General features: G+C 73.2%; 23 protein-coding genes and 1 pseudogene. 13 read left to right on the top strand and 11 right to left on the bottom strand.

From position 1 onward, the window contains the following. Window positions 1-120: 120 nt before the first annotated feature. The gene (locus ACIP82_RS11320; RefSeq protein ID WP_363612281.1) at window positions 121-672 is read left to right on the top strand and encodes a YceI family protein; all 552 of its coding nucleotides are present in this window, start codon (window positions 121-123) and stop codon (window positions 670-672) included. Window positions 673-752: 80 nt separating this feature from the next. Here ACIP82_RS11320 and ACIP82_RS11315 read toward each other — a convergent pair whose 3' ends face one another. Continuing rightward, window positions 753-1,976, bottom strand: a complete 1,224-nt coding sequence (locus ACIP82_RS11315) for a serine hydrolase domain-containing protein (RefSeq protein WP_400652994.1) — start codon at window positions 1,974-1,976, stop codon at window positions 753-755. Window positions 1,977-2,169: 193 nt separating this feature from the next. After that, window positions 2,170-2,574: a RidA family protein gene (locus ACIP82_RS11310; protein WP_400652992.1), complete on the bottom strand. Its 405-nt coding sequence runs from the start codon at window positions 2,572-2,574 to the stop codon at window positions 2,170-2,172. 223 nt (window positions 2,575-2,797) lie between these two features. On the opposite strand from ACIP82_RS11310, the gene ACIP82_RS11305 reads away from it, so the two are divergent. Beyond that, window positions 2,798-3,418: a C40 family peptidase gene (locus tag ACIP82_RS11305; protein ID WP_400652990.1), complete on the top strand. Its 621-nt coding sequence runs from the start codon at window positions 2,798-2,800 to the stop codon at window positions 3,416-3,418. A 206-nt stretch (window positions 3,419-3,624) separates the two neighbouring features. Here ACIP82_RS11305 and thrS read toward each other — a convergent pair whose 3' ends face one another. From thrS to ACIP82_RS11290, 3 genes are all read right to left on the bottom strand, one after another. Continuing rightward, entirely contained in the window at window positions 3,625-4,881 is a 1,257-nt protein-coding gene (gene thrS, locus ACIP82_RS11300) for a threonine--tRNA ligase (RefSeq protein WP_400652988.1), read from the bottom strand. A gap of 277 nt (window positions 4,882-5,158) precedes the next feature. Continuing rightward, window positions 5,159-6,568, bottom strand: coding sequence for a dihydrolipoyl dehydrogenase (gene lpdA, locus ACIP82_RS11295; RefSeq protein WP_400652986.1), 1,410 nt, complete (start codon window positions 6,566-6,568; stop codon window positions 5,159-5,161). Window positions 6,569-6,719: 151 nt separating this feature from the next. Beyond that, entirely contained in the window at window positions 6,720-8,282 is a 1,563-nt protein-coding gene (locus tag ACIP82_RS11290; RefSeq protein ID WP_400653055.1) for a M28 family metallopeptidase, read from the bottom strand. 171 nt (window positions 8,283-8,453) lie between these two features. Here ACIP82_RS11290 and ACIP82_RS11285 point away from each other — a divergent pair, with 171 nt between their 5' ends. The 3 genes from ACIP82_RS11285 (at window position 8,454) to ACIP82_RS11275 (ending at window position 10,747) form a co-directional block, all read left to right on the top strand. Beyond that, window positions 8,454-8,630, top strand: a complete 177-nt coding sequence (locus ACIP82_RS11285) for an antitoxin (RefSeq protein WP_363612293.1) — start codon at window positions 8,454-8,456, stop codon at window positions 8,628-8,630. A gap of 364 nt (window positions 8,631-8,994) precedes the next feature. Further along, window positions 8,995-9,480 carry a TrkA C-terminal domain-containing protein gene (locus tag ACIP82_RS11280; RefSeq protein WP_363612295.1) on the top strand — a complete coding sequence of 162 codons (486 nt, stop codon included), beginning with the start codon at window positions 8,995-8,997 and terminating at the stop codon, window positions 9,478-9,480. 4 nt (window positions 9,481-9,484) lie between these two features. After that, window positions 9,485-10,747 carry a cation:proton antiporter gene (locus tag ACIP82_RS11275; RefSeq protein ID WP_363612297.1) on the top strand — a complete coding sequence of 421 codons (1,263 nt, stop codon included), beginning with the start codon at window positions 9,485-9,487 and terminating at the stop codon, window positions 10,745-10,747. A gap of 68 nt (window positions 10,748-10,815) precedes the next feature. On the opposite strand, the gene ACIP82_RS11270 is transcribed toward ACIP82_RS11275, so the two are convergent. After that, window positions 10,816-10,983, bottom strand: a complete 168-nt coding sequence (locus ACIP82_RS11270; RefSeq protein ID WP_400652984.1) for a hypothetical protein — start codon at window positions 10,981-10,983, stop codon at window positions 10,816-10,818. Window positions 10,984-11,075: 92 nt separating this feature from the next. Here ACIP82_RS11270 and ACIP82_RS11265 point away from each other — a divergent pair, with 92 nt between their 5' ends. From ACIP82_RS11265 to ACIP82_RS11235, 7 genes and pseudogenes are all read left to right on the top strand, one after another. Continuing rightward, complete coding sequence (locus ACIP82_RS11265) at window positions 11,076-11,666, top strand: TetR/AcrR family transcriptional regulator (protein ID WP_400652982.1); 591 nt, start codon at window positions 11,076-11,078, stop codon at window positions 11,664-11,666. Beyond that, window positions 11,663-13,052 (top strand): annotated as a pseudogene (locus tag ACIP82_RS11260) (MFS transporter). Before ACIP82_RS11265 ends, ACIP82_RS11260 begins: the two are co-directional and overlap by 4 nt. Window positions 13,053-13,208: 156 nt before the next feature. After that, window positions 13,209-14,084 (top strand): class I SAM-dependent methyltransferase, encoded by an 876-nt coding sequence (locus tag ACIP82_RS11255; RefSeq protein ID WP_363612307.1) that lies wholly within the window; start codon window positions 13,209-13,211, stop codon window positions 14,082-14,084. A gap of 105 nt (window positions 14,085-14,189) precedes the next feature. After that, window positions 14,190-14,813 (top strand): phosphatase PAP2 family protein, encoded by a 624-nt coding sequence (locus tag ACIP82_RS11250; protein WP_400652980.1) that lies wholly within the window; start codon window positions 14,190-14,192, stop codon window positions 14,811-14,813. A gap of 385 nt (window positions 14,814-15,198) precedes the next feature. Then, entirely contained in the window at window positions 15,199-16,077 is an 879-nt protein-coding gene (locus ACIP82_RS11245) for an isocitrate lyase/PEP mutase family protein (protein ID WP_363612311.1), read from the top strand. A 92-nt stretch (window positions 16,078-16,169) separates the two neighbouring features. Beyond that, window positions 16,170-16,448, top strand: a complete 279-nt coding sequence (locus ACIP82_RS11240; RefSeq protein ID WP_363612313.1) for a hypothetical protein — start codon at window positions 16,170-16,172, stop codon at window positions 16,446-16,448. 161 nt (window positions 16,449-16,609) lie between these two features. Next, window positions 16,610-17,662 carry a bile acid:sodium symporter family protein gene (locus ACIP82_RS11235; protein ID WP_400653053.1) on the top strand — a complete coding sequence of 351 codons (1,053 nt, stop codon included), beginning with the start codon at window positions 16,610-16,612 and terminating at the stop codon, window positions 17,660-17,662. On the opposite strand, the gene ACIP82_RS11230 is transcribed toward ACIP82_RS11235, so the two are convergent. From ACIP82_RS11230 to ACIP82_RS11210, 5 genes are all read right to left on the bottom strand, one after another. Then, window positions 17,628-18,074, bottom strand: a complete 447-nt coding sequence (locus tag ACIP82_RS11230; protein ID WP_400652977.1) for a hypothetical protein — start codon at window positions 18,072-18,074, stop codon at window positions 17,628-17,630. The genes ACIP82_RS11235 and ACIP82_RS11230 overlap by 35 nt on opposite strands. 98 nt (window positions 18,075-18,172) lie before the next feature. After that, on the bottom strand, window positions 18,173-18,847 hold the full coding sequence (locus ACIP82_RS11225) for a DUF402 domain-containing protein (protein ID WP_400652975.1): 675 nt from the start codon (window positions 18,845-18,847) through the stop codon (window positions 18,173-18,175). Window positions 18,848-19,065: 218 nt separating this feature from the next. Then, window positions 19,066-19,911: a hypothetical protein gene (locus tag ACIP82_RS11220; RefSeq protein ID WP_400652973.1), complete on the bottom strand. Its 846-nt coding sequence runs from the start codon at window positions 19,909-19,911 to the stop codon at window positions 19,066-19,068. Then, window positions 19,908-21,782, bottom strand: a complete 1,875-nt coding sequence (locus tag ACIP82_RS11215) for a GMC family oxidoreductase (RefSeq protein WP_400652972.1) — start codon at window positions 21,780-21,782, stop codon at window positions 19,908-19,910. Before ACIP82_RS11215 ends, ACIP82_RS11220 begins: the two co-directional genes overlap by 4 nt. Beyond that, complete coding sequence (locus tag ACIP82_RS11210; protein WP_363612323.1) at window positions 21,779-22,171, bottom strand: hypothetical protein; 393 nt, start codon at window positions 22,169-22,171, stop codon at window positions 21,779-21,781. Before ACIP82_RS11210 ends, ACIP82_RS11215 begins: the two co-directional genes overlap by 4 nt. 378 nt (window positions 22,172-22,549) lie before the next feature. Between ACIP82_RS11210 and ACIP82_RS11205 the strand changes: the two genes are divergently transcribed. Continuing rightward, window positions 22,550-23,359 (top strand): DUF4389 domain-containing protein, encoded by an 810-nt coding sequence (locus ACIP82_RS11205; RefSeq protein WP_363612325.1) that lies wholly within the window; start codon window positions 22,550-22,552, stop codon window positions 23,357-23,359. Window positions 23,360-23,428: the final 69 nt, after the last annotated feature.

Below are 23,428 nucleotides of genomic sequence, written 5' to 3'. Positions count from 1 at the left end.
CCGGACGTAACCGCCTAGCGTGGCCCGAGGCGGCCCGGCCCGCGTTCGACCGGCCACCCGGCCCGCATCGGCACCGCCGTCGCACCGCCGCCACCGCACCAGCCAGGAGACCCGCTGACCATGACTGCCACCCTCTCCGACCTCACCGGCGACTACGTACTGGACCCCGCGCACACCCGGATCGGATTCGTGGCGCGCCACGCCATGGTGACCAAGGTCCGCGGGTCCTTTCACACCTTCGAGGGCACCGCCCATCTGGACGGCGGCGACCCGGGCCGCTCCACCGGCCGGGTGTCGATCACCACCGACAGCATCGACACCGGCAATGAGCAGCGGGACGGCCACCTGCGTACCAACGACTTCCTCGACGCCCCCAACTTCCCGGCGATCACCTTCACTTCGACGGCGGTCGAGCGGAAGAGCGACACCGACTACGTGGTCACCGGCGATCTCACCATCAAGGAGACGACCCGCCCGGTCAGCATCGACTTCGAGTACACCGGCAACGCGCGCGACCCGTTCGGCAACCTCCGGGTCGGTCTGGAGGGCTCGGTCACGATCAGCCGGAAGGACTACGGCATCACCTGGAACGCCGCGCTGGAGGGCGGTGGCGTCCTGGTCGGCGACAAGGTGGTGCTGGAGTTCGACATCTCCGCGATCAAGCAGGAGTAGTCCGCCGTTCGGGCGCTCCACCGCCCGCCGCCCGGGCGGGTACCGCGGCCGAGGAGCCGTGGTACCCGCCCGGGCCGCCGTCAGCGCTTGCCGCAGAAGGCCGCGTTCAGGAAGGCCCAGTCCGCCTGCGCCTGCGCCGTCTGCTCGGCCTCACCACCACGAGGGGTGAAGGAGAGCGCGACCTGCCGGTCCGCGGTCCCCCAGAGCTCGGTGGAGTAGCCGAAGATCCCGCCGTTGTGGCCGAGGATCTCCCCGCACGAAAGCTGCACCCGGGCCAGCCCGAGCCCGTACTCCGCCTGGACCTTCTTCTCCTCCCCGAGCGGGATCATCGAGGTCATCTCGCGCATCAGCGAGGGCTTCAGCAGCTTGCCTCCGATCAGGGCGCGTTCGAAGCGGAGCAGGTCGTCGGTGGTCGAGATCAGCTCCCCCGCGGCACCGGCCCAGGACGGGTTGTGTTCGGTCACGTCCACGTCGTTCTGGGCCGGGTCGGGAGACTCGCCCAGCGTGAGGTAGCCGTGCGCGTGCGGCCCCGGAATGCCCCTGGAAAGTCCGGGGAAGGTGGTCCGCGTCATCCCGAGCGGCCGCAGGATGCGCGCCGAGACCTCCTGCGCGTAGCCGTGCCCGGTGACCCGCTCGATGATCATGCCGAGCAGGGTGTAGTTGACATTGGAGTAGTGGTGCCGCGTTCCCGGCGGGAAGTACGGCGCGTGCGCCGTCGACGCGGCCACCAGCTCGCGCGCGGTGACGGTGCGGTTCAGCCCGCCCTTGGCGACCCACTCCCGGAGCGCGGGGAGATCGGCCTCGTCGGGGAAGATCCCGCCCTTCTCGTTGGTCGGGTCCCAGAGTCCGGAACTGTGGTTGAGCAACTGACGGAGGGTGATGTTCGCACCGTTCGGGATGAGCCCCGGCAGGTAGCGCTCCACCGGGTCGTCCAGGCCGAGCCGGTGCTCTCCCGAGAGCTGGAGCACGGTGGTGGCGACGAACATCTTGGTGACGCTCCCCGCCCGGAAGCGTCCGTCCCCGCGCACCGGCGCGCCCGCGGCCTGGTCCGACACCCCCGAGGTGCCGCGCCAGACCCCGGCACGGTCACGGATCTCCGCGATGGCGGAGGTCGCGCCGGCCCGGGTCAGCCCTTCCAGCGCGGTCTGCCGCTGCCCCCCGCCGAAGGTGCCGGCCACATTCTCGGCGCCGGCCGTGCCGACCGTGTCCACGGCGCCCACCGTGGACGCGACGGCCGGTACGGCCGGAGCCGCCAGTGCCAGACAGACCGCTGCGGCCAGTCCGCAGGCGAAACGACGTTTCATAAGCCCTCCCCTTGGTCAAGGCGGACGCCCCGTCCGCCTTGTCGCCAGCCTGGCCGTTGCACGGCCTTCGGGTCGTCGCCCCAGGTGAGGAGCCGAGGGTAGATCGGCAGAGGTACCCCGGTACGCCGCCGGGAGGAGACGGGCCCGCCGAGAACGCGCCCAGCGGCGTACGCCCGACGGCCGCGCTCCCGGCTCAGGGGAGCACGGCGACCGCCTCGACCTCGACGAGCTGGTTGTCGTACCCCAGCACGGTCACGCCGAGCAGGGTGCTGGGCACGTCATGCCCGCCCAGGTACTCCCGGTAGACGTTCCACACCTTCACCAGGTCTGCCTGATCCGAGGAGGCGACGTAGACGGTGGTCCGGACGAGGTCGGTCAGCGCGGCGCCCTCTCCTTCGAGCACGGCTCTCAGGTTGCGCATCGCCTGGTGGGCCTGCCCCTCGTAGTCGCCCAGCGCGACCGTCCGCCCCTCCGTGTCCAGCGGGCAGGCGCCGGCGAGCCAGAGCGACCGGACCGGCGCGTCGACGGCCGCCCCGTAGGCGTAGTCCACGGCCTGGGTGAGCTGCGGGTTGCGAATCAGTCGGACGGCACTGCTCATCGGGCTCTCCAGAGGTCGAAGGGCGTTCACCGTCCATGCTTGGCAGGTGGTGATCACCCGTCAACCGATTTACCGGCGGACGGTCCGCGCCCCCGGCCCGCGCCTTCCGGCGCCCGTGCTCCCGGTTCACCGCTGTGGGTGATGGCGGGTCGGACCGCCCGGCCGGGATCCTGGTGCTCCGTCGGACAGCGGGTGTCGGACAGCGGAGCGCAAGGGGTCTGCCATGGTCTTGTCGTCCTCGGGTCGAGGTGTCGGCCGCCGCCGGGTGCTGGGGCTGGCCCTGGGGGCGGGCGTCGCCCCGGCACTGGCGGCCGCCCCGGCGGGGGCCGCGGCCCCGGCCACCACCGCGCGGTCCCCCGAGCCGTCCGCCGAGCCGGGCCCGCTCGGCCGGCGGGTCGCCGAGGTGGCGGCCGCGCAGACCGGGGTGCCGTACGCGTGGGGTGGCGGCGACCGGCTGGGGGCGGGCCTCGGGTTCTGCGACGAGGAGAACGGCTGTCTGAACGGCGAGTGCCTCGGCGAGAGCACGGTCGGCTTCGACTGCAGCGGGCTCTCCCTGTACTGCTGGTACCGGGCCAGCGGCGGCGCGGTGGAGCTCGCGCACTACACCGTCGCCCAGTACCACCGCTCCGCCGCCGTGGCGCGCGCCGACCTGCTCCCCGGCGACCTGCTCTTCTTCTCCCGCCCGGACGCTCCGCTGCACCACGTCGGGATCTATGCGGGCGAGGGCGCGATGATCCACGCCGAGCACACCGGGACGCTGGTCGCCCGCCTTGAGGGCGTGCTCGAAATCCCCCGCTGGGCAGGCGAGTTCGCGGGCGCCAGGCGCCCGTCGGCACTCGGGTAGCGGCTGCTCCGCGTCGGCCGGCCCCTGGTGGACGCGGAGCGGCAACCCTGGAGCACCTGGCACTCCTGTGCGCCCGGCGGCGCGAGGGCGCCGTCCCGCACCGCGCGGGCCTCGGCGCCCACCGGAACGTCGCGCACCGGGCCGTCCTCGGGCAGCGGGTGCGGCGGCCGCCCCGGCCGACGCACCGCTCCCCCTCACAGGGCCGCCTACACGGCACCGTCCCACAGGTCGGCGCCGTCCCACAGGTCGGAGCTGCCCGCCGCGACCAGGGCGCCGATCCGGGCCAGGGCCTGGCCGGCGGGCAGCGGGTCGAGTCGGCGGCCGTCGCGCAGCCGCAGGGCGACCAGGTCGTCCGCCGCCTCCCTGGCCCCGACCACGGCCTGGTAGGGCACCAGTCGGGCCGCCCGGATCCGGGCACCCAGGCTGCCGTGCTCAGGCCCGGCGACCTCGGCCCGCAGGCCCAGGTCGAGGCAGCGCTGCCGGAGCCGGTCCGCCGGTGGCAGCTCGTCGTCGGAGACGGGCAGCAGCACGATCTGAGTGGGGGCCAGCCAGGCCGGGAACGCGCCGCCGTACAGCTCGATGAGGTGGGCGACCACGCGTTCGACGCTGCCGATGACACTGCGGTGGACCATCACCGGCCGGTGCCTGGCGCCGTCGGCGCCGATGTAACGCAGGCCGAAGCGCTCCGGCTGGTGGAAGTCGATCTGCACGGTGGAGAGGGTGGACTCACGCCCGGCGGCGTCGGCGATCTGGATGTCGATCTTGGGCCCGTAGAACGCCGCCTCCCCCTCGGCCGCCTCGAACGGCACCCCGGAGCGCTCCAGCACCTCGGTCAGCAGCGCGGTGGCCCGCTCCCAGAGCGCCGGATCGGCCACGTACTTGCCGCCCTCTCCGGGCAGCGAGAGGCGATAGCGGACCGGACGGATGCCGAGCGCGCGGTGCGCCTCGCGGATGAGCTCCAGCGCGGCCACCGCCTCGTCGCCGGCCTGCTCGGGGGTGCAGAAGACGTGCCCGTCGTTGAGCTGGATCGCCCGCACCCGGGTCAGCCCGCCGAGCACCCCGGACGGCTCGGAGCGGTACATGCTACCCAACTCGGCCATCCTGAGCGGAAGTTCCCGGTAGCTTCGGGCCCTGGATCGATAGATCAGGGCGTGGTGCGGACAGAGGCTGGGCCGCAGCACGACCTGCTCGGCGCCCAGGTCCATCGGAGGGAACATGTCCTCGCGGTAGTGCGACCAGTGGCCGGAGATCTCGTACAGCTCGCGTTTGCCGAGCACCGGCGAGTACACGTGCCGGTAGCCGGCCCGCCGCTCACGCTCACGGATGAACTCCTCCAGGGTGTGCCGGACGGCAGCCCCGGCCGGCAGCCAGTACGGCAGGCCGGAGCCCATCAGCGGGTCGGTGTCGAAGAGTTCGAGCTCGCGGCCGAGCTTGCGATGGTCGTGCATGGCGGTGGTCTCCACTCGGTTCTGCGGGCGAGTGGACCGGTACGGCGAAGCCCCGGGGCACTCACCCCGGGGCTTCGGACTAGCTCAGCAGTCAGCGCGCCGGGACTCTCTCCGGCGTCGTCGTGACGACAACAGCGCGCTTCATGGTCGCCACGGTAGCAGGCCGACGGCCCCTGAGGCAGGAAATCTGGCGGGACACCGAAGACCCCACGGTGCTCAGTGCGGGGACCACGCAGCCGCGCGCCGGCGGGGCCCACCCGAGGCGGGTGGCGGCCCTCGCCGTCCCGGCGGATCACATGTTGATCATGTGACCGGCCAGCCCGTGGATCGCCTCCTTGACCGCCTCGCCGAGGGTCGGGTGGGCGTGAACGTTGCGGGCGACCTCGTGCACCGTCAGGTCCCACTGCTGCGCCAGGGTCAGTTCCGGCAGCAGCTCGGTGACCTCGGGCCCGATCAGGTGGGCGCCGAGCAGCTCACCGTGCCTGCCGTCGCTGATGACCTTGACGAATCCGATCGGGTGCCCGAGGCCGTGCGCCTTGCCGTTGGCGGCGAACGGGAACTTGGCGACCTTGACGTCGTGTCCCAGCTCCCGGGCCTGTGCCTCGGTGTAGCCGAAGCTGGCGATCTGCGGCTGGCAGTAGGTCGCGCGCGGGATCATCACGAAGTCCAGCTCCATGGTCTCCGCCCCGCCGATGGTCTCGGCGGCGATCACACCCATCGACTCGGCCGCGTGGGCGAGCATCAGCTTGGCGGTGACGTCACCGATCGCGAAGATGTGCTCGACGCTGGTCCGGCCGCGCCCGTCCACGGCGATCGCGCCCCGGTCGGTGAGCTTGACGCCGGTGTTCTCCAGGCCGTAGCCGTGCACCCGGGGTGCGAAGCCGATCGCCTGGAGCACCTTGTCGGCCTCCAGGACCTGCTGCTGCCCGTCGCGGACCACGGTGACCTTCACCCTGGCGGCCGGGTCGCTGTCGTCGATGGACTCCACCCGGGTGGAGGTGAGCACCTCGATGCCGAGCTTGCGGTACTGCTTGGCGAGTTCGGCGGAGACCTCGACGTCCTCCAGCGGCACCATCCGGTCGAGGAACTCGACGATGGTGACCTTCACCCCGTAGTTGTGCAGCACGTAGGCGAACTCGACGCCGATCGCGCCGGCGCCCGCGATGATGATGCTGCCCGGAAGCTCCTCGGCGAGGATCTGCTCCTCGTAGGTGACCACGCGGTCGCTGAGGCTGGTGCCGGGGAGCAGCCGGGTGGTGGCGCCGGCCGCGATGACGCAGTGGTCGAAGGTGACGACCTCGAAGCCGCCGCCGCTGAGCGCGACCTGGAGGGTGCGGTCGTCGACGAAGGTGCCCCGGCCGTCGTACTCGGTGATGCCGTTCTTCTTCATCAGGTAGTGGACGCCCTTGACCCGGCCGTCGGCGACCGAGCGGCTGCGGCGGAACGCCTTGCCGTAGTCGAAGCTGACCTGGCCCTCGACCTTGATGCCGAAGGTCTTGGCCTCCTTGGTGACGATGTGCGCCAGCTCGGCGTTGCGCAGCAGCGCCTTGGAGGGGATGCAGCCGACGTTCAGACAGACCCCGCCCCAGTACTTCGCCTCGATGACGGCGGTGCGCAGGCCCAGCTGGGAGGCCCGGACGGCGGCGGTGTAGCCGCCGGGGCCCGCGCCGAGGACGACGACATCGTAGTGCGTGCTGCTCATGGTGCTGACTCCTCCGGAGGTGCCACGGTGACGTGATCCGGATGCCATCGTGTCAGGAGCCCGGCCGGCGCACCCATCGGGGCCCTCCGGACGCCCGCCTCCGCCGGCGGGCCGCACCGGGAGCGGCGGGCCCGCCGGCGGAGGCCGCGCGTCAGGCGTCCACCTCGTGGGTGTGGCCCTCGCGCAGGCCGCCGCCGCTGCCGGCCTGGCCGTCGGTGTGCTGCGGCGTCACCGGCGCGTGCAGCGAGGAGAGGTCCCAGGCGTAGGTGCCGACGGAGTCGGCGATCACGTCGATGTTCACGTCGAAGGCGCCCAGGTCCAGGTTGCCCAGGTTGTCGCAGGCCTTGTGGTAGCACTTGTCGAACGCCACTCCGGCGGTGCCGCCGTACCGGGCCGCCTGCGCCGCGGACTTGATCACCTCGGCGCCGGTGTCGGTGCCGCCGGCCGGGATGCCCGCGTCGATGAACGGTCCGTAGTCGGAGCGGCCGGTGAAGTCGGTGCCCTCGTGGGCCTTGCCCCGGCGGTCCAGGTAGTCGGTGATGTGCCGCTCCAGCTGTGCCGAGCCGTCGGGGCCGGGCCCGGAGCCGACGTGGTCGGAGTCGTCGCCGTCGTAGACGAACTGGGCGAAGTTGGGCGAGGCGATCATGTCGAAGTTCAGATAGAGCTTGATCTTCTTCTGCTCGGCCTCGGACAGGGACGTCACATAGGCCTCGGAGCCCTTGAGGCCGAACTCCTCGGCGGACCACCAGGCGAACTTGACCTTGTTCTTCACCGGCCGGGTGCCGAGGTTCCTGGCGACCTCCAGGATGCCCGCCGAGCCGGAGCCGTTGTCGTTGATACCCGGTCCGGCGGCCACCGAGTCGAGGTGGGAGCCGATGAAGACGGTGTTGTTCGCGTCCCCGCCGCGGGTCTCGGCGATCACGTTCCAGGTCGTGCGCTTCTCCATGAAGGTGCGGATGTCCAGGCCGACCGTGACCGGACCGGCGGCGGCCTCGGCGGCCAGCGCCTGGCCGGCCGCCTGGGTGATCCCGCCGGTCGGGACCCGGCCCGCCGTCGGGTCGGTGAGGGTCCCGTTGAGGTCGCCCTCGGTGTTGTTGTAGATGATCGCCCCGACCGCGCCGGCCGCCGCCGCCGCGGCCTGCTTGATCGCGAAGCTGCAGCCGCCGCGCTTGATCAGCGCGATCTTCCCGGTGAACGCGCCGACGGCGTAGTCGCCCGCCTCGCAGCCGGTGGTGTCGTCCACCGGGACGACCGCCAGCTCGGCGGTGAGGCCGGCCGCCGGGCCGCCGGCCGAGTACGTCATCGCCTTCACGGGCACGGACTCGTTCTGCGGCGACAGGACCGTCAGCCGCTCCGTGAGCGCCTCGAAGAACGTGTACTCGAACTCCTGCTTCGACACCTTCAGCCCGGCCCGGCGGGCCTGCTCGTAGACGTAGCGGGCCGACTCGTCGTGCCCCCGCGCGCCCGCCACCCGGGTGCCGCCGTTGCGGTCGGCGATCCGCTGGAGGACCTTCAGGGTGTCGTAGGCATCACGGGCACTGCTCTCCGCGACCAGCCGCGCCGCCAGCTTCGCCCCCTTCCGCGCCGGGTCGGGGTCGGCGGCGGCGCTCCCGGCACCGACCAGCAGCAGCGGGGTCACCAGGGCCGCCACCGCGAGCGCGGCGCCCGCGGCACGGCGGGCCGGGGCGGCCGAGGAGCGGGGCGGGGCGGTCAGGCGACGGGTCCAAGCGTTCAAGGCGAGTCCTTCCGACAGTCCGTGGGACTCCCGATTTGACATGCCCGGCGTCGGCTTGCCAACCCCGCCGCGCAAGCTGACCGGATGCGGACACCCGGCCGCGCGGTGATCCTGGAAGGGAGGGGGCGTCTCATCCAGGAGTGTGACCGCATGTCCATGATCGAGAAGATCAAGCAGATGCTGAAGGGCCACGAAAGCCAGGCCGAGAAGGGCGTAGACAAGGGCGGCGACATGATCGACGAGCGTACCCAGGGCAAGTACAGCGGGCAGGTGGACACCGCCCAGGAGAAGCTCAAGGACCAGTTCCGCGACCAGCCGCCCCAGTAGCCCTCGGCCTCGCGCCATTCGCGGGCCCGACAGCCCGCCGGAGCGGTCCGACCGCCCCGTGGACCCCGCACCCCGGTCCGACGCCCGATCCGGACCGGGGTGCCGCATGTCTCGGGACCCGCGCTTCCGGGGCTCCGCATCCTGGCCGATCCCCGGGCCGCCGAGCCCCTTCTCCGGGGTGCTCGCCACGCCGTCGACGTCCCCGGCCACCGGCGGACTTTACATACTCATTACTATTGGCGGTAGCGCTTCCGCGTGCCGCACGTGGAGCGGCGCAGGTCACCCCCGCACCGCCCGCCAGGCCGGCCCCTGTTCCGGCGCAGTCGCGCACGCCGTTGGAAGCCCTGACGAGAGGACAGCCGCCGTGTCGATCCCCCGTGTCCGGACCACCACCCTGCCCGGTGTCGGCGTCCAGTACGACCTGACGACCCGAGAACAGCGGCACCTGTCGGTCATCGCGCACCGGGACGGCTCACGGAGCCTCAACGTCTACCGGTCCGACGACCCCGACGCCTGCTCCCAGGCGTTCCGGCTGACCGCCGATGAGTCCGCCGCCCTGGTGGACGCCCTGACCCCGGCCCACCACAGCCCGGGCCTGCTGCACACCACCGACCTCGGCCTGGTGGCCGAGCGCATCCCGGTCAGCGGCACCTCGCACTGGAACGGCCGGCTGCTCGGCGAGACCCAGATGCGGACCGCCACCGGCGCCTCCATCGTCGCGGTGCTGCGCCGCACCGATGCCGTCCCCTCCCCCGCGCCGGACTTCCGGCTGGCCGGCGGGGACATCCTGATCGTCATCGGTACCCGCGAGGGCGTGGACGCCGCCGCCGCGATTCTGGGCAGGGAGTGATCGGATGCACACCGCGAGCGTTTTCATCGAACTCGGTTCGGTCATCCTGGTCCTCGGCCTGCTCGGCCGAATAGCCGGCCGCTACGGCTTCTCCCCCATCCCGCTCTACCTGCTCGGCGGACTGGCCTTCGGACAGGGCGGACTGCTGCCGCTCAGCGCCAGTGAGGAGTTCGTCGCCACCGGCGCGGAGATCGGCGTCGTCCTGCTGTTGCTGATGCTGGGCCTGGAGTACACGGCCGCCGATCTGGTGACCAACCTCAAGGCCCAGTACCCGGCAGGCGCTGTGGACTTCGTCCTCAACGCGCTGCCCGGCGCGGCGGCGGCCCTGCTGCTCGGCTGGGGGCCGGTCGCGGCCGTGGTGCTGGCGGGGGTCACCTGGATCTCCTCGTCCGGGGTGATCGCCAAGGTACTCGGCGACCTCGGACGGCTCGGCAACCGGGAGACACCGGTGATCCTCAGCATCCTGGTGCTGGAGGACCTGGCGATGGCCGTCTACCTGCCCATCCTCACCGCCCTGCTGGCCGGGGCCGGGCTGCTCGCGGGCTCGATCACCCTGGCCATCGCCCTCGCCACGGCCGGCGCGGTGCTGTTCATCGCGCTCCGCTACGGGCGGCTGATCTCGAAGTTCGTCTCCCACGACGACCCGGAGAAGCTGCTGCTGGTCGTCCTCGGGCTCACCCTGCTGGTCGCGGGCATCGCGCAACAGCTCCAGGTCTCGGCCGCGGTCGGGGCCTTCCTGGTCGGCATCGCCCTCTCCGGCGAGGCCGCCGAGGGTGCGCACACCCTGCTCAGCCCGCTGCGGGACCTCTTCGCCGCGGTCTTCTTCGTCTTCTTCGGGCTCAGCACCAACCCCGCCAGCATCCCGCCCGTGCTGCTGCCGGCCCTGCTGCTGGCCGTGGTCACCGCGCTCACCAAGGTCGCCACCGGATACTGGGCCGCCCGCCGCGCCGGAATCGCCGAACGCGGCCGCTGGCGGGCCGGCGGGGCGCTGGTCTCCCGCGGCGAGTTCTCGATCGTCATCGCCGGGCTGGCCGTGACCGCGGGCATCGAACCCGAACTCGGGCCGTTCGCCACCGCGTACGTCCTGATCCTGGTGGTCACCGGCCCGCTCGCGGCCCGGTACACCCAGCCCGCCGTGGAGCGGCTGGGCGCGCTGCGCCGGCGCGGCCGCCCGGCGCCGGCCACCGTCGCGGACGTGCCGCCGGGGCTGATCCCCGAGCAGCCGGAGCTCGCCCACGAGGAACAGGTCAACAGCCTGCCGCGCTGACCCCCAGCAGGCCAGGGCGTCTCCTGCGGATCCCGTCGCACACCCGGCAGGATCCGCAGGAGACGCCCTCAGCGCTTCCGGCCGTCCTGCTCGTCCGGGTTCTTGTGATCCTTCCGGCCCGTCGGGGGCTCCGCGCCGCACTGCTCGCACCGGCCGGGCCCGGGCCGCTCGCGCAGCCGCCCGCACTCCTCGCACACCCGGTCCGGCCAGCAGGCCGGCTCGCCGCCTTCGTCCATACCGCCGACAATCCCCCGTCCGGCTCCCCCGGCACCGACCGGTGCGCACCCGCGGATAGACACTGTCTACGGCGCGCTGGTGGACAGTGTCCATGAACGATCAGGACAGGGGTCTTCGCGCACGTCTGGTGACGGCCGGGGTCGAGCTACTGGCCGGCGAGGGCGTCCACGCGCTCACCCTGCGCGAGATCGCCCGCCGGGCCGGGGTCTCGCACGGCGCCCCCCGCCGCCACTTCCCCACCCACCGCGAACTCCTCGCCGCCATCGCCGGACACGGCTTCGGTGAACTGGCCGCCGCCCTGGCCACCGCCGACGCCCAGGCGGGCCCCGGGGCCGGCCCGCGCACCCGGCTCGCCGCGCTCTGCCGCGCCTATCTCGGCTTCGCGGCCGCCGACCCCGGCATGTTCGAGCTGATGTTCCGCCACGACCTCCTGGAAGGCAGCGGTGCGGACCTGCGGCGGACCACCCTGCCGCTCTTCGAGACCTTCACCCGCCTGGTCGCCGAGGTCCGGCCACCGTCCGGCGGGGCGCCGGCGGCCGTCGCCACCGCGCTCTGGGCGAACCTGCACGGCCTCGCCCAGCTCCGCACCTGGGGCAGTCTGCGGCTGGCCACCGGCGCCGACGACATCGAGCCGCTGCTGCGGGCCGCCCTGGACGCCCACCTCGGCCCGGAGCCCCGGTGAACCGGGTCGGCCGCCGGGGCCTCGTCCTCACCGGCAGCATCACCGGCGCCGTGATCGTCGCCCTGGACGGGACGGTACTCACCGTCGCCCAGCCCAGCATGCAGCGCGACCTGCACGCCTCCCTCGGAGCGGTGCAGTGGACCAGCACCGCCTACCTGATCGCGGTGGCGAGCCTGCTGGTCTTCGCCGGCCGGCTCGGAGACCGCTACGGCCATCAACGCGTCTTCGCCATCGGCGCGTTGGGCTTCGCCGCCACGTCGGCCGGGATCGGCCTCGCGCCCGGCATCGGCTGGGTCGTCGGCCTGCGCGTCGCCCAGCGCGCGGCCGGCGCGCTGCTGCAACCGGCCACCCTCGGCATGCTCCGCGCGGCCTACCCGGCCGACCGGCTCGCGATGCCGATCGCACTGCGGACCAGTGCGATCGGCCTGGCGGCCGCGGCCGGTCCGCTGGTCGGCGGCGCGCTGACCGCCCAACTGGGCTGGCGCGCCGTCTTCTTCCTGACCGTCGTTCCGGCCCTCGCGGTCGGCCTGTCGGCGCTCACCGTACGGCTGCCGCGGCCGCCCTCGGACGGCCGCGCCGCCGGGCTCGACCTGCCGGGCGCCGGACTGCTCGCGGTCACACTCGTCTGCCTGGTCCACACGCTGGTCGGGATACCGGAGCGGGGCTGGACCACCGCCACCGGGCTCGGGCTGCTCGTCACCGTGGCGCTCGGTCTCGCCCTCGCCCGGCACGAACGGCGCGCCGCCCACCCGTTGCTGCCGCCGGCCGTGCTCGGGGCGGTGACGGTCACCGCCGCCCTCGGTCCTGCTGACGGCCTCGACGGCGGTCTTCGGCACGCTCTTTCTGGGGACCTACTTCCTGCAGGACGTGCTCGCCCTCGACCCGCTGGCGAGCGCCCTCCGGGCGCTGCCGCTCGCCGTGGCCATGGTGCTCGCCGCCCCCGCCTCCACGGTTCTGATGAAGCGTCAGGGAGCGCGGCGCACCGCCGTCCCGGGGATGGCGCTGATCTCCCTGGGCGCGCTGCTGACGTCCGGGCTGGACGAGTCCTCCGGCGCCGTCGCGATCGGCGGCTGCTTCCTGCTGCTGGGTGCCGGCTTCGGGACGGTGATGGTCACCGCGACCGCCGTCGTCGTCCGCGAGGCGGCCGCGGCCCATGCCGGAGTCGCCGGCGGCCTCCAGCAGACCGCCCTGAACATCGGCCCCGCCGTCGGGGTCGCCGCCGCGACCACGCTGGCCGGCCACGCGCCGCTCACCACCGCGCTCGGCCCGGCCGTCCTCGCCCTGGCCGTCGTCGCGGCCCTGGCCACCGTGCTCGCCGCCGCCCTCCCCGGCCCGTCGGGGGCCGGCGTTCCGGCCCGGCCCGAGGCCGTCCGGGGCCGCGCCTGAGAGCCCCCGGAACGGTGCGAGGGGTGACCGGAATTGCGGCCTTCCGGACCTGGCGCAACCGGGCGGAACCGTCGCTATGATGATCCGCCTCACACCATGGTGTCGCCAGGGCGTGAACCGTCCGCCGGGCCACGCCCGCACCCTCTGGAGGCCCTCATGCCCGCTGCCGCCACCAGTACCGTCCACCCGCCACGCCTGACGCGGGACGGCATCCCGGGCTGGTTCTTCAACGTCGACCAGGAGGCCTTCGGCCACTTCCTCTCCGCCCAGAACGAGGCCGGCCGCACCGGCGACATCCTCGAACTCGGCACCTATCTCGGTCGCAGCGCCGTACTCCTCGGCGACCACCTCAAGCCCGGCGAGCAGCTGACCGTCTGCGACCTGTTCGACTCCGAGGCCGGCGACGCCGACAACGCCGCCGAGATGACGATGTCCTACCGCAAGACCCTGACCAGGAGCGCCTTCGAGGCCAACTACCTGGCGTTCCACGCCCGGTTGCCGGTGATCGTGCAGGCGCCCACCTCTGCGCTGGCCGACGGGCGGATCCCGGCGGGCAGTTGTCGCTTCGTCCATGTCGACGCCTCGCACCTGTACGAGCACGTGGCCGGGGACATCGGGGTGGCCCGGGCCGCGCTGGCCGAGGACGGCCTGGTGGTGCTCGACGACTACCGTTCCGAGCACACCCCGGGCGTCTCGGCCGCGGTCTGGCAGGCCGTGTTCACCGGCGGGCTGCGCCCGGTGCTGCTCACCCCGATGAAGTTCTACGGGACCTGGGGGGACGCGGAGGCCGCACAGCGGGTCCTGCTCAGCCGGGACTGGCGGTCCGAGGGCTACTCCCTGGACGAGGACAGCATCGCCGACGCCCGGGTCCTGCGGCTGAAGCGCCCGGTGCGGCCGGCCGGGACGCAGCCCCGGTCGGCCTCGCGCCGGCTGGCGCTGGACCTGCTGCCGCCGGTCGCCACCAGGGCGACCCGGCGGGTGCTCCAGGCGCTGCGCAGCCGCCGCGCGGCCGAGGCGGTCCGGACCGGCTGAACACGGGCCGGGCGGTCCGGCCCCGAATCCGGCTCCCGGCCGGGGTCAGTACGCTGTCGCCATGCGCCGCGCCACCGTCTCGCCCATAGCCTCCGGGCTGCCCCGATGAGCACGTTCGTCCCGCCGGAGCCGCCGCGTTTCGCCGTCGCCTCGCCCCGCGAGAAGGGCGCGCGGATCGTCACCGACGTCCTGGCGCCGGCCCATCTCGTCATAGCTCTGCTCCTGCTCGTCGGCGCCCACAGCGCCGACGGCTGGTCGGGCGCCGGGTGGGGGCTGCTGGCGGCTTCGTTCTGCGGGGTGGTACCCATCGGGATCATCGCGCTGGGGGTCCGGCGCGGCACGCTGACCGACAAACACGTCCGGATCCGCCGCCAGCGCGTCGTGCCGCTGGCGGCGAGCCTGCTGTCGGTGCTGGCGGGGGTGGCACTGCTGTACGCGCTGCACGCCCCGGCGGAGGTCTGCGCGCTGGTCGTCGCCATGCTCGGCGGCCTGCTGTCGGCGCTGGCGGTGACGGTCTGGTGGCAGGTCTCGCTGCACAACGCGGTGGCCGGGGGCGCCGCGATGATCCTGGTGCTGGTGTTCGGCCCGGCGCTGCTGCCGTTCGCGGCGGCCGTCCCGGCGGCGGTGGGCTGGTCGCGGCTGGCGCTGAGGGCCCACACCCCGGCCCAGGTCGCGGCCGGAACGGCACTCGGCGGCGTCTGCGCGCTGGTGTTCACCCTGCTGCGGTGACCTCGGGGTCCGCCGCCCGGACGCTTCCCAACCACTGCGGTCCGCTCTCCCCCGGGCCTGCGACCGCGCCCTCGCCCGGGCACCGATGCCCCCGCCACGGCTGCGCGCCGATCTCCGAAGCCACCGGGATCTCGCCGCTCTCCGCGCGCCACGGCTATTGATATTTCATTCCTATTGATCCGACTGGATTCACCCTTACGAGGGAACTTCGCTTAAAGATTTGCCCACGGAACATTAAAGGCCACATAGTGATTACGCCTCAGTTGGTCCTATATATGGCCAAGTCCAGGCAAAGTCCCGTGGCGTCGCGCGGGGTGGCGGCCCCGTCGGCAGCCGATGCGGTGGCCCTCCGCACGACGCCTCCCTGACAAGCGAGGAGAAGGCGTTGCTGCACGAAAACACGGCTTCGGGCTATGGACAGCGGCTCCGCGAGGAGATCGCGAGGCCCGGGGCGACCCCTCTCATCGGCGTCTACGACATGTACTCGGCGTCCATCGCGGCCGAGCACTACAACGGCATGTTCGTCTCGGGCTTCGGCTTCGCGGCGTCCTACTACGGCCTGCCGGACATCGGCTTCATCGCCTGGCCCGACATGGTGGCCTTCGTCGAGCGGCTGCGCGGCGCCTTCCCCCGGCACCATCTGCTGGTCGACATCGACGACGGCTACGTCGATCCCGAGGTCGCCTGCCACGTGGTGCGCCGACTCGAACGCATCGGCGCCTCGGGCGTCATCCTGGAGGACCAGAAACGGCCACGCCGCTGCGGCCATGCGGACGGCAAGCAGGTGCTCCCGCTCGGCGAGTACCTGGAGAAGCTGGACCTCGTCCTCGCCAACCGCAGCGACCTCGTCGTGGTGGCCCGGACGGACGCCACCGAGGAGGGCGACATCCTGGAGCGCGCCGAGGCCCTGGCGGCCACCGACGCGGACGTCGTCCTGGTCGACGGGGTACGCAGCGAGGAGTGGATCCGGCGGATCCGTCAGGTCGTCAACGGCAAACCGCTGCTGTTCAACCAGATCGCCGGCGGGAAGTCGCCCCGGCTCTCGCTGTCCGAGCTGAGCGACCTCGGGGTGGATGTCGCGATCTACAGCACGCCGTGCCTCTTCGCGGCGCACCGCGCCATGGACGAGGCGCTGGCCGGCCTGAAGGTGGCCGACGGCCGGCTGCCGGCCGCCGCCGGGGAGAGCCGCCAGGTGGGGGTGCGCGAGTCCACCGAACTGCTGGAGCGGAACATCGCCCGCCCGCGCGAGACGGTGACGGCGTGACGGCCTCGCTGCCCGGGCCCGCGCCGAACCATCCGGATCCGCCGAAGGCAGGGCTGGGGCCGGGGCCCGAGCCGGGAGCAGGGGCGGAGCCGGTGGCGAGGTGGGCGGTGGCCCGGTGGCGGGCGGCGGCCGCCGGGCTGGCCGGGGTCTGTGCGGTACTCGTCTGCGGTGCGGTGCCCGCGTCGGCGGAGGGCAGCCTGATCACGGTGCTCGACAACTCGCACGCCGACTCGGTGCTGGAGGTCGACCGGACGGCCAACCTCCAGACCGGCAGCGGGACGGCGGGGAGCGACCACGACGGCGCCAACGCCCTGGTGGGCGGCCTGCTGGGCTCCGGGACGGCCGGCTCGACGACAGGGAGCGGCGGATGAGCGGTGGGCTTCCGAGGCACGGCCCGCCGCCACCCGGCCCCGGTTGCTCCGAACCCGATCCCTCGGGCCCGCCCGGGGCGGCCGCGCCGTCTGGCCCGGATGACCGGGATGACCGGGATCGGCCCGGTCCACGGCTCCGGTTGCGCGGCCTCGACCCCTACATGGCGGCGCTCGCGGGCACCGTCGCCCTCGCGGCGCTGCTGCCCGCCACCGGTTCGGCCGCCCGGGCGGCCGAGCTCTCCTGCGACCTCGCGATCGGGCTGCTCTTCTTCCTCTACGGCGCCCGGCTCTCCGCCCGGGAGACCTTGAACGGGCTCCGCCATCTGAGGCTGCACGGGCTGGTGCTCGCCTGCACCTTCGTCCTCTTCCCCCTGCTCGGGCTCGCCACCGCCGTGCTGACACCGTTTCCGCTGACCGCGCAGTTGCAGACCGGTGTGCTCTTCCTCTGTCTGGTGCCCTCCACGGTGCAGTCCTCGGTGGCGCTCACCGGCGCCGCCCGGGGCAATGTCCCGGCGGCCATCTGTGCGGGCACCTACTCCAGTCTGGCCGGCCTGGTCCTCACCCCGCTGCTGGCCGCCTGGCTGCTGGGCTCGCACACCGCGCTGTCCGCGGACGGCCTGCTGCGGATCGGCGGGCAGTTGCTGGCACCTTTCCTGGCCGGGCAGTTGCTGCGCCCGCGGATCGGCAGATCCCTCACCCGGCACAAACGGCTGCTCACTCCGGTGGACCGGGGCTCGATCCTGCTCGTCGTCTACACCGCGTTCAGCGCGGCGATGGCCCAGGGCATCTGGAGCCTTGCCACGCCCGCCGCCCTGCTCGGGCTGCTGGCCGTGCTGCTCGCGCTCCTCGCCGCCGCCCTGGCCTTCGCCCACCTCGGTTCACGTCTGCTGGGGCTCGACCGGGCGTCCGGAATCGCGGCCGTCCTCTGCGGCTCCCAGAAGAGCCTGGCGAACGGTCTGCCGATGGCCACCGTGCTGTTCGGACCGCAGGCCGGCCTGCTGGTGCTGCCGCTGATGGCATACCACCAGCTTCAGCTGGCGGCCGGCACTCTGCTCGCAAGCCGCTGGTCCAGGGCTCCCGACGAGGCGGGGCCGGACAGGGCCGTTCCCGGGTTGCCGCCCGAAGCCGACCCGGCCGCGCCCGGGCCACCGGCGACGCCCGCCGACCAGCGGGCCCGGGTCAGCCACCCGGGCGTGCGGCAAGCTCCCGGGTGATTCCGCGGCGAAGACGAGCCGAGGCCCCGGGCAGCGACCCCAGCCCCCTGGCCCGGTCCCCCGGCAGGTCGGGGCGCCGGGCCAGGGCCAGTACCGCCGCGAAGGGACGGTGACCGGCAGCGAGTTGCCGGGTGACGGCGTCGTACACGCGGTCCAGGGCCTCGCCCACGGTCGCGGGGTGTTCGGCGAGCAGCAGAAGCAGCCGGTTGTCGTTCCACGGGGTGTGCCGGCGATCGGCCAGTCCGGCGAGGACATCTCCCGGGGTGGCCGGGTTCGCCGCGATCGCGTGCCAGACGAACGGGTACCCACAACGGGCGAGTTCGCGCAGCACCACGGGGTTGGCCGTGCGTTCGGCGAGGCGGCGGTAGTCCCCGCCGTCGTGCAGGTGGTCGAGAGCTTCGAGATCATCCATACCGGCGGGCCACCGTAGCAACTCCGCCCGCCGGTGCCCACCCCGGAGGGCGGAGAACTGGTCGGCCCCCTCACCAGGGGCGGGCACCAGGGGGCGGGTCAGGGCCGGGCGGGCGGCGCCGAGAGCGCGGTGTCGGGCAGGGTGGGCAGCGGGAAGAGGGGCGGTGGCGTCCAGGTGGAACCGGCAGGCGCGAACGGGCCCTGCCGCCGCCGCAGCAGGCCGAGGGCGCGGTCGCGGGCCTGGTCCACCAGTCGGTGGTGCGCGTCGTCGATCAGCCCGAGCCGCCTCGCCTGCGCATACTCGTCCTCGTCCTTCCAGGCGTGCGTGGAGAGGTCGGGGGCGGCCACCAGGTCCAGAAAGAGATCGAAGGTGTCGATGCCGATGGCGGTCCGCCGGTGGGGCAGTTCGAAGTTGACGTACCAGCGGAGCGGCCGGCCCTGCTCGTCGAGGAAGCGGTGCACGCTGAAGTACTCGCCGGCTGTGTAGCAGCTGAGCACGGTGGTGTCGCGCCAGACCCAGCGACCGAGTTCCCAGCGGCCGGCGGCGAGATCGGCGATCCCCTGTTTGCGCACCGCCTCGTCACCGGTGCGCAGCGAGGTGATCCAGGTGGTCGGCGCGAGGCTCTCGATGCCCGGCCAGGCGGCGAGGGCGAGGGTGTCGCCGGTGTCGGCGAGGGTGCGCAGCGGCATCGCCGTCCACACCTTGCCGTGCATGATGTCCCGCCGGACGGCGGTGGCACCCGGCTCGAAGGGTTTCTCGGAGTTGGCCGTCATATCGGCAGTCTGGCAGCGCCTGGGCGCCGCGGGGCCGGCCCCGTCGGCGCATCAGTCGATCGGAGGGCCGCTCGGCGGTGGGGTTGACGTCTCCCTCGGCGGTGGTATGTCCCCGGGTCGGGGTGTGACGCGCGGTCGTCCGGGTGCGTCCGTTGCCCGCCGCTGCCCGTCCGCGCGCCGCCCGGGGGTGCGAGCGGCGGGCGGCGGGCGTTTCCCGGTCAGCGAACGTAATAGGGACGGTTGTGGGCGGCGACCGGCGCGGACTGGTAGGTCCACACCCCGGCGGCCGGGGCGTCGGCGATGAGCCGGGCGAGGTCGCGGGCGGCCTCCTCCGCCGGGTTGCCGAGGGCGAGGCGGACCCGCTCGGCGGTGCGGTCGTCGAGGGCGTAGTAGCGGTAGGGCTGGTGGACGTTGAGCGGGCCGGCCAGCAGGGTGCCCTCCTCGTCGGTGCCGTAGCCGGTGATCGGCGTGTTGCTGACCGGTTCGGGGGTCAGGCCCACCAGGTCCGCCTCGACGGCGAACAGTTCCTCGTCGTGGCGCCGCAGGCCGTCCGGCCCGAGCGAGGCCCGACGGCAGGAGACCGACCAGCGCTCGCGGACGGACGGCGCGTTGAGCGAGGGCATCACCGTCTCGAACCAGCCGGGGTACTTGGGCTCGGCGTACAGCCTGGTGCCCGCGTCGATGGCGAGCGGGTTGTCGCACAGGACGTGCAGCCGGGCGATGCCCAGCAGTTTGGTCTGGTCGTACCCCCGGGCGTACTGGCCGTAGTTGAGCACGGGCACCCGGTCGCCGCTGAACAGCGGGTGGGCGATGACGTTGATCTCCACCTCCTGGGTGATCCCGCCGCCGCCCGGGTAGTGCGCGAAGTAGAGCTGGTAGTTGAGCGAGACGCAGGCCATGCCGTCGAACTCGGCGGCGGCCAGCCCGGGGTGCCGCTTGCCGAGCAGTTCGCGCACCGGCTCGGGCTCGACCAGGTAGTCGACGCCGATGTTGTGCAGGGCACCGTAGTGGAAGGGCAGATGGTAGGGCTCCGGCACGGGCGGGAGCGGAAGGCCGACGGTCATGAGGACTCCCGAATGGTTTCGGCGGGCGGGGTGGACGGAGCGGGCAGGGGGGACGGCGCCGGCCCGGAGACGGACGCGGAGACGGAGGCGGAGACAGGCCCCGGCGGCCGGGTGGCGGGAAGGGTCACCGGGCGGCGCAGCGCCAGCAGGTCGCGGTGGATCCGGTCGGCGCTGCGCAGCGCGAGCGCCGCCATGGTGAGTGACGGGTTGGAGGTGCCGAGCGAGGGCATGGAACCGCAGCCGACGGCATACAGGTTGGGGTGGTCCCAGCACCGCTGCCACTGGTCGACGACGGAGTTCACGGGCGAGTCGCCCATGACATGGGTGCCGCCCGCGTGGCCCGCGCCCCGGTAGGCGTAGGGGCGGCCCTCGAACTCCAGCCGGCCCGGCCACTGCGGGCCCGCTTCGTAGCGGGTGTGGTCCTCGGCGCCGAGGAGGGCGAACAGCTGGTCGGAGACGGCCCGGGCGGAGGCCATCCCCCGCCGTACGTACGCGGAGAGGTCGTAGTCGAGCACCGGGCGCGGAAGGCCGAGGCCGTCCCGCAGCGACGGGTCGAGGGTGACCCGGTTGGCCGGGTCGGCGGGCTGTTCCAGTTCGAACTGGAGCGAGAACTGTCGGCCGAGCCGGTCGCCCAGCCGGTCGCGGAGCTCCTTGCCGCGCAGTCCCGCGCCCAGCAGCGCCGTGACCTCCGTCTGCGGCGGTCCGGCGGCCCAGGACCAGCCCCAGTTGCCGATCTCGATCCGGAACGGCGCGCGGAGCAGGCGGGGCGCTCCGAAGCGGAAGGCCTCCAGCCCGCTGGTCGAACCCGGCCCGCGGTACGGGCCGACGGGCCGGGGCATCAGGCCCCAGGTGAGCAGCACCGGGTGGTCCATCAGATTGCGGCCGACCTGGTCGCTGCGGTTGGCCAGGCCGGAGAGCAGGAGCAGCTTGGCGCTCTCGATCGCGTGGGCGGCGAGCACGACCAGCTCCGCCTCCACCCGGTGGGCGGCACCGCCGGACAGGTACTCGACGCCGGTGACCCGGCCGGTGCCGTCGGCCAGCACCCGGCTGACCACCGCCTCGGTGCGCAGCCGGACGGTGGGCGCCCAGCGGGCCTGGGTGCGCAGCGGGGTGTACTTGGCGTCGGTCGGGCAGACGGGGACACAGCTGGCGCTGCCCGCACAGGGGCTGCCGAGCGGGCGGCCCGGGCGCCCGGGCTCGGTGGGCAGACCGTTGCGGGCGTGCGGGGTGGCCGTGACGGTGAGCGTGGCGGGGTCGGCCACGGCGGGGTCGCGGACGGTGCGGCCGTCGAGGGCGTCGGCGAGGCGGCGGTCGAGGTAGCTCGGCGCGATGGCGCGCATCGGGAAGGCGTAGTCGTCGGGGATGGGCAGTCCGACGGCCTCGCGCTGCTGGTCGGCGTCGGCGGCGACGCCGAGCTCCCGTTCGGCCCGGCGGTAGTACGGTTCGAGGTCGCGGTAGGTGATCGGCCAGTTGCGGCCGTGCCCGAGGTCGGCGGTGCGCAGGTCCTCGGGATGCATGCGCGGTGCGAGTCCGGTCCAGAGCAGGCCGGTGCCGCCGTTGGCCCGCAGGTACCCGCTGGCGTAGGGCAGCGGTCCGCGCTGGACGAGGTAGCCGGTGGCGGTGAAGCCGCCGTCCGGGAGCCCGGTGAGGTCGCCGACGTCGGGGGACGGGGCGTCCGCGCTGTGCGGGTACGGGGAGGTGGGTGTGCCGCCAGCCGTGGCGCGGTACGCCGTCGCGGTGGCGGCGGCGCTGTCGGCGGGTCGGCCGGCCTCCAGCACGAGGACCCGCCAGCCCTGCGCGCCGAGGCGTTGGGCGACGAGCGATCCGGCGAAGCCCGCGCCGACCACGATGGCGTCCCAGCGCGCGCTCACCGGTCGCCACCACCGCGCGGGGCCTCGGCCCAGCTGCCGTAGCCGGGTGCGGCGGCGCCGGGCGGGGTGCCGTGGAAGGTGCGCCACATCAGGCCCTCGTCGTGGGCGCGGGCCGAGGACGGTGCCTCGTTGGGCCAGGCTCCGACGTACCAGAGGTGGATGAGGGCGTGCTCGTCGCGGACTCGGTGGGCCAGCGTGGTGCGGTGGTGTTCATGGGCCATGCCGGTCGCCCGCAGCTCGGTCTCGTCGAAGCCGGTCAGCCCGGCGGAGATCCTGAGGAACTCGTCGAAGTCGGAGAGGTCGGTCCGGTCGGCGAGGTCCTCCGGGTCCGGGAGATCGCCCGGGCCGGCGTGGTCGGCCGGCTCGAAGAGGTCGTCGGTCGCTGGCAAAACGGGCACCCCCACAGTGATCGCTGTGTGGCCAGGACATGCCACTCCATGACTGGACGTGGCACGACGTGGCCGACCGCCGCTGCGATCCTGCCTCCCGCTTCGGTGGCGCCAGGCCCGATGTCGGGAAGTGCCCCTCCTTGGAGCTCTTTTGACCGATCCATGTCTGACCATGAACGGAATGCGATCAGCCAACCGATCGGTAGCGCCACGCCCGCGCCGCTCGGTCCCGTACCCTCCGGGTGCCCACGGCCCTGAGCCCCGGATGTCCCCCGCTCGGCCCAGCGCAGCGCGCGGTGATGCTGCCCGGCTGCGATCTTCGGAGCACGCGGTGCGCCCACCGCCGCGTCCGCGTTGTGTCGACACCTGGAGGCCCGGATGTGGCAGGCTCCCCCCGCCCCCGTCGAGAACGAGTGGCTGCCGGTGCTGGACATGCCCGCCCCGGCCCCGCAGAACCGGCTGACCGTGCTGGTGCGCGTCCTGCTGCTGATCCCGCAGTTCGTGGTGGTGTGGGTGCTGTCGGTGGTGGCGTTCTTCGTCGCCGTGGCCGGCTGGTTCGTCGCACTGGTACTGGGCCGGCTGCCCGGCTTCGCCGCGGTCTACCTCACCAACTACGTCCCGTACGAAACCCGGGTGAACGCGTATCTGCTGCTCACCGTGGACCGCTATCCGCCGTTCCGGTTCCACACCCCGGAGTATCCGGTGCGGGTGGAACTGCGGCCCGGTGAGCTGAACCGGCTCGCGGTGTTCTTCCGGCTGGTCCTGGCCGTCCCGGCGATGATCGTCCAGAGCCTGCTGTACGCCGGGTGGTGGACGGTCGCGTTCTTCGGCTGGCTGGTGGTGCTGATCATGGGCCGGATGCCGCTGCCGCTCTTCGAGGCGACGGCGGCGATCCTGCGCTACCGGATGCGGTTCATGGCGTATCTGCTGCTTGTCTCCTCCGCCTACCCCAAGCGGCTCTTCGGCGACGAGCCGGGCTCGGTACCGGGCGGCCCGGTGTCGGCGACCCGGCCGCTGGTGCTGAGCGGCGGCGGGCGCGGGCTGCTGGTGGCGTTCCTCCTGATCGGGCTGATCTCCTGGGCCACCGGCTCGATCACCACCGCCGTCACCTCGGACGAGGACGACAGTCACGACATCGAGCAGGTCACCGGGCCGCTCGTGCCCGGTGCGGCCGGCACCGCACGGTAACGGCCCCGGGATCACACCTCCGGCGGACCGGCCGGCCCCGACCATCCCGTCGGGTCCGGCCGGTCCGCC

Origin of the sequence: Kitasatospora sp. NPDC088548, from assembly GCF_044753005.1 — a bacterium.
Lineage (GTDB): Bacteria > Actinomycetota > Actinomycetes > Streptomycetales > Streptomycetaceae > Kitasatospora.
Note: the sequence above shows the minus strand (reverse complement) of the source record. Positions and strands in the feature narration are given on the sequence as shown.

Excerpts from the sequence above, each read along its gene's own strand:
- ACIP82_RS11320 (WP_363612281.1), top strand. The coding sequence starts at position 121 with ATGACTGCCACCCTCTCCGACCTCACCGGCGACTACGTACTGGACCCC.
- ACIP82_RS11315 (WP_400652994.1), bottom strand. The coding sequence starts at position 1,976 with ATGAAACGTCGTTTCGCCTGCGGACTGGCCGCAGCGGTCTGTCTGGCA.
- ACIP82_RS11310 (WP_400652992.1), bottom strand. The coding sequence starts at position 2,574 with ATGAGCAGTGCCGTCCGACTGATTCGCAACCCGCAGCTCACCCAGGCC.
- ACIP82_RS11305 (WP_400652990.1), top strand. The coding sequence starts at position 2,798 with ATGGTCTTGTCGTCCTCGGGTCGAGGTGTCGGCCGCCGCCGGGTGCTG.
- lpdA (WP_400652986.1), bottom strand. The coding sequence starts at position 6,568 with ATGAGCAGCACGCACTACGATGTCGTCGTCCTCGGCGCGGGCCCCGGC.
- ACIP82_RS11285 (WP_363612293.1), top strand. The coding sequence starts at position 8,454 with ATGTCCATGATCGAGAAGATCAAGCAGATGCTGAAGGGCCACGAAAGC.
- ACIP82_RS11275 (WP_363612297.1), top strand. The coding sequence starts at position 9,485 with ATGCACACCGCGAGCGTTTTCATCGAACTCGGTTCGGTCATCCTGGTC.
- ACIP82_RS11270 (WP_400652984.1), bottom strand. The coding sequence starts at position 10,983 with ATGGACGAAGGCGGCGAGCCGGCCTGCTGGCCGGACCGGGTGTGCGAG.
- ACIP82_RS11265 (WP_400652982.1), top strand. The coding sequence starts at position 11,076 with ATGAACGATCAGGACAGGGGTCTTCGCGCACGTCTGGTGACGGCCGGG.
- ACIP82_RS11255 (WP_363612307.1), top strand. The coding sequence starts at position 13,209 with ATGCCCGCTGCCGCCACCAGTACCGTCCACCCGCCACGCCTGACGCGG.
- ACIP82_RS11250 (WP_400652980.1), top strand. The coding sequence starts at position 14,190 with ATGAGCACGTTCGTCCCGCCGGAGCCGCCGCGTTTCGCCGTCGCCTCG.
- ACIP82_RS11235 (WP_400653053.1), top strand. The coding sequence starts at position 16,610 with ATGGCGGCGCTCGCGGGCACCGTCGCCCTCGCGGCGCTGCTGCCCGCC.
- ACIP82_RS11230 (WP_400652977.1), bottom strand. The coding sequence starts at position 18,074 with ATGGATGATCTCGAAGCTCTCGACCACCTGCACGACGGCGGGGACTAC.
- ACIP82_RS11225 (WP_400652975.1), bottom strand. The coding sequence starts at position 18,847 with ATGACGGCCAACTCCGAGAAACCCTTCGAGCCGGGTGCCACCGCCGTC.
- ACIP82_RS11220 (WP_400652973.1), bottom strand. The coding sequence starts at position 19,911 with ATGACCGTCGGCCTTCCGCTCCCGCCCGTGCCGGAGCCCTACCATCTG.
- ACIP82_RS11205 (WP_363612325.1), top strand. The coding sequence starts at position 22,550 with ATGTGGCAGGCTCCCCCCGCCCCCGTCGAGAACGAGTGGCTGCCGGTG.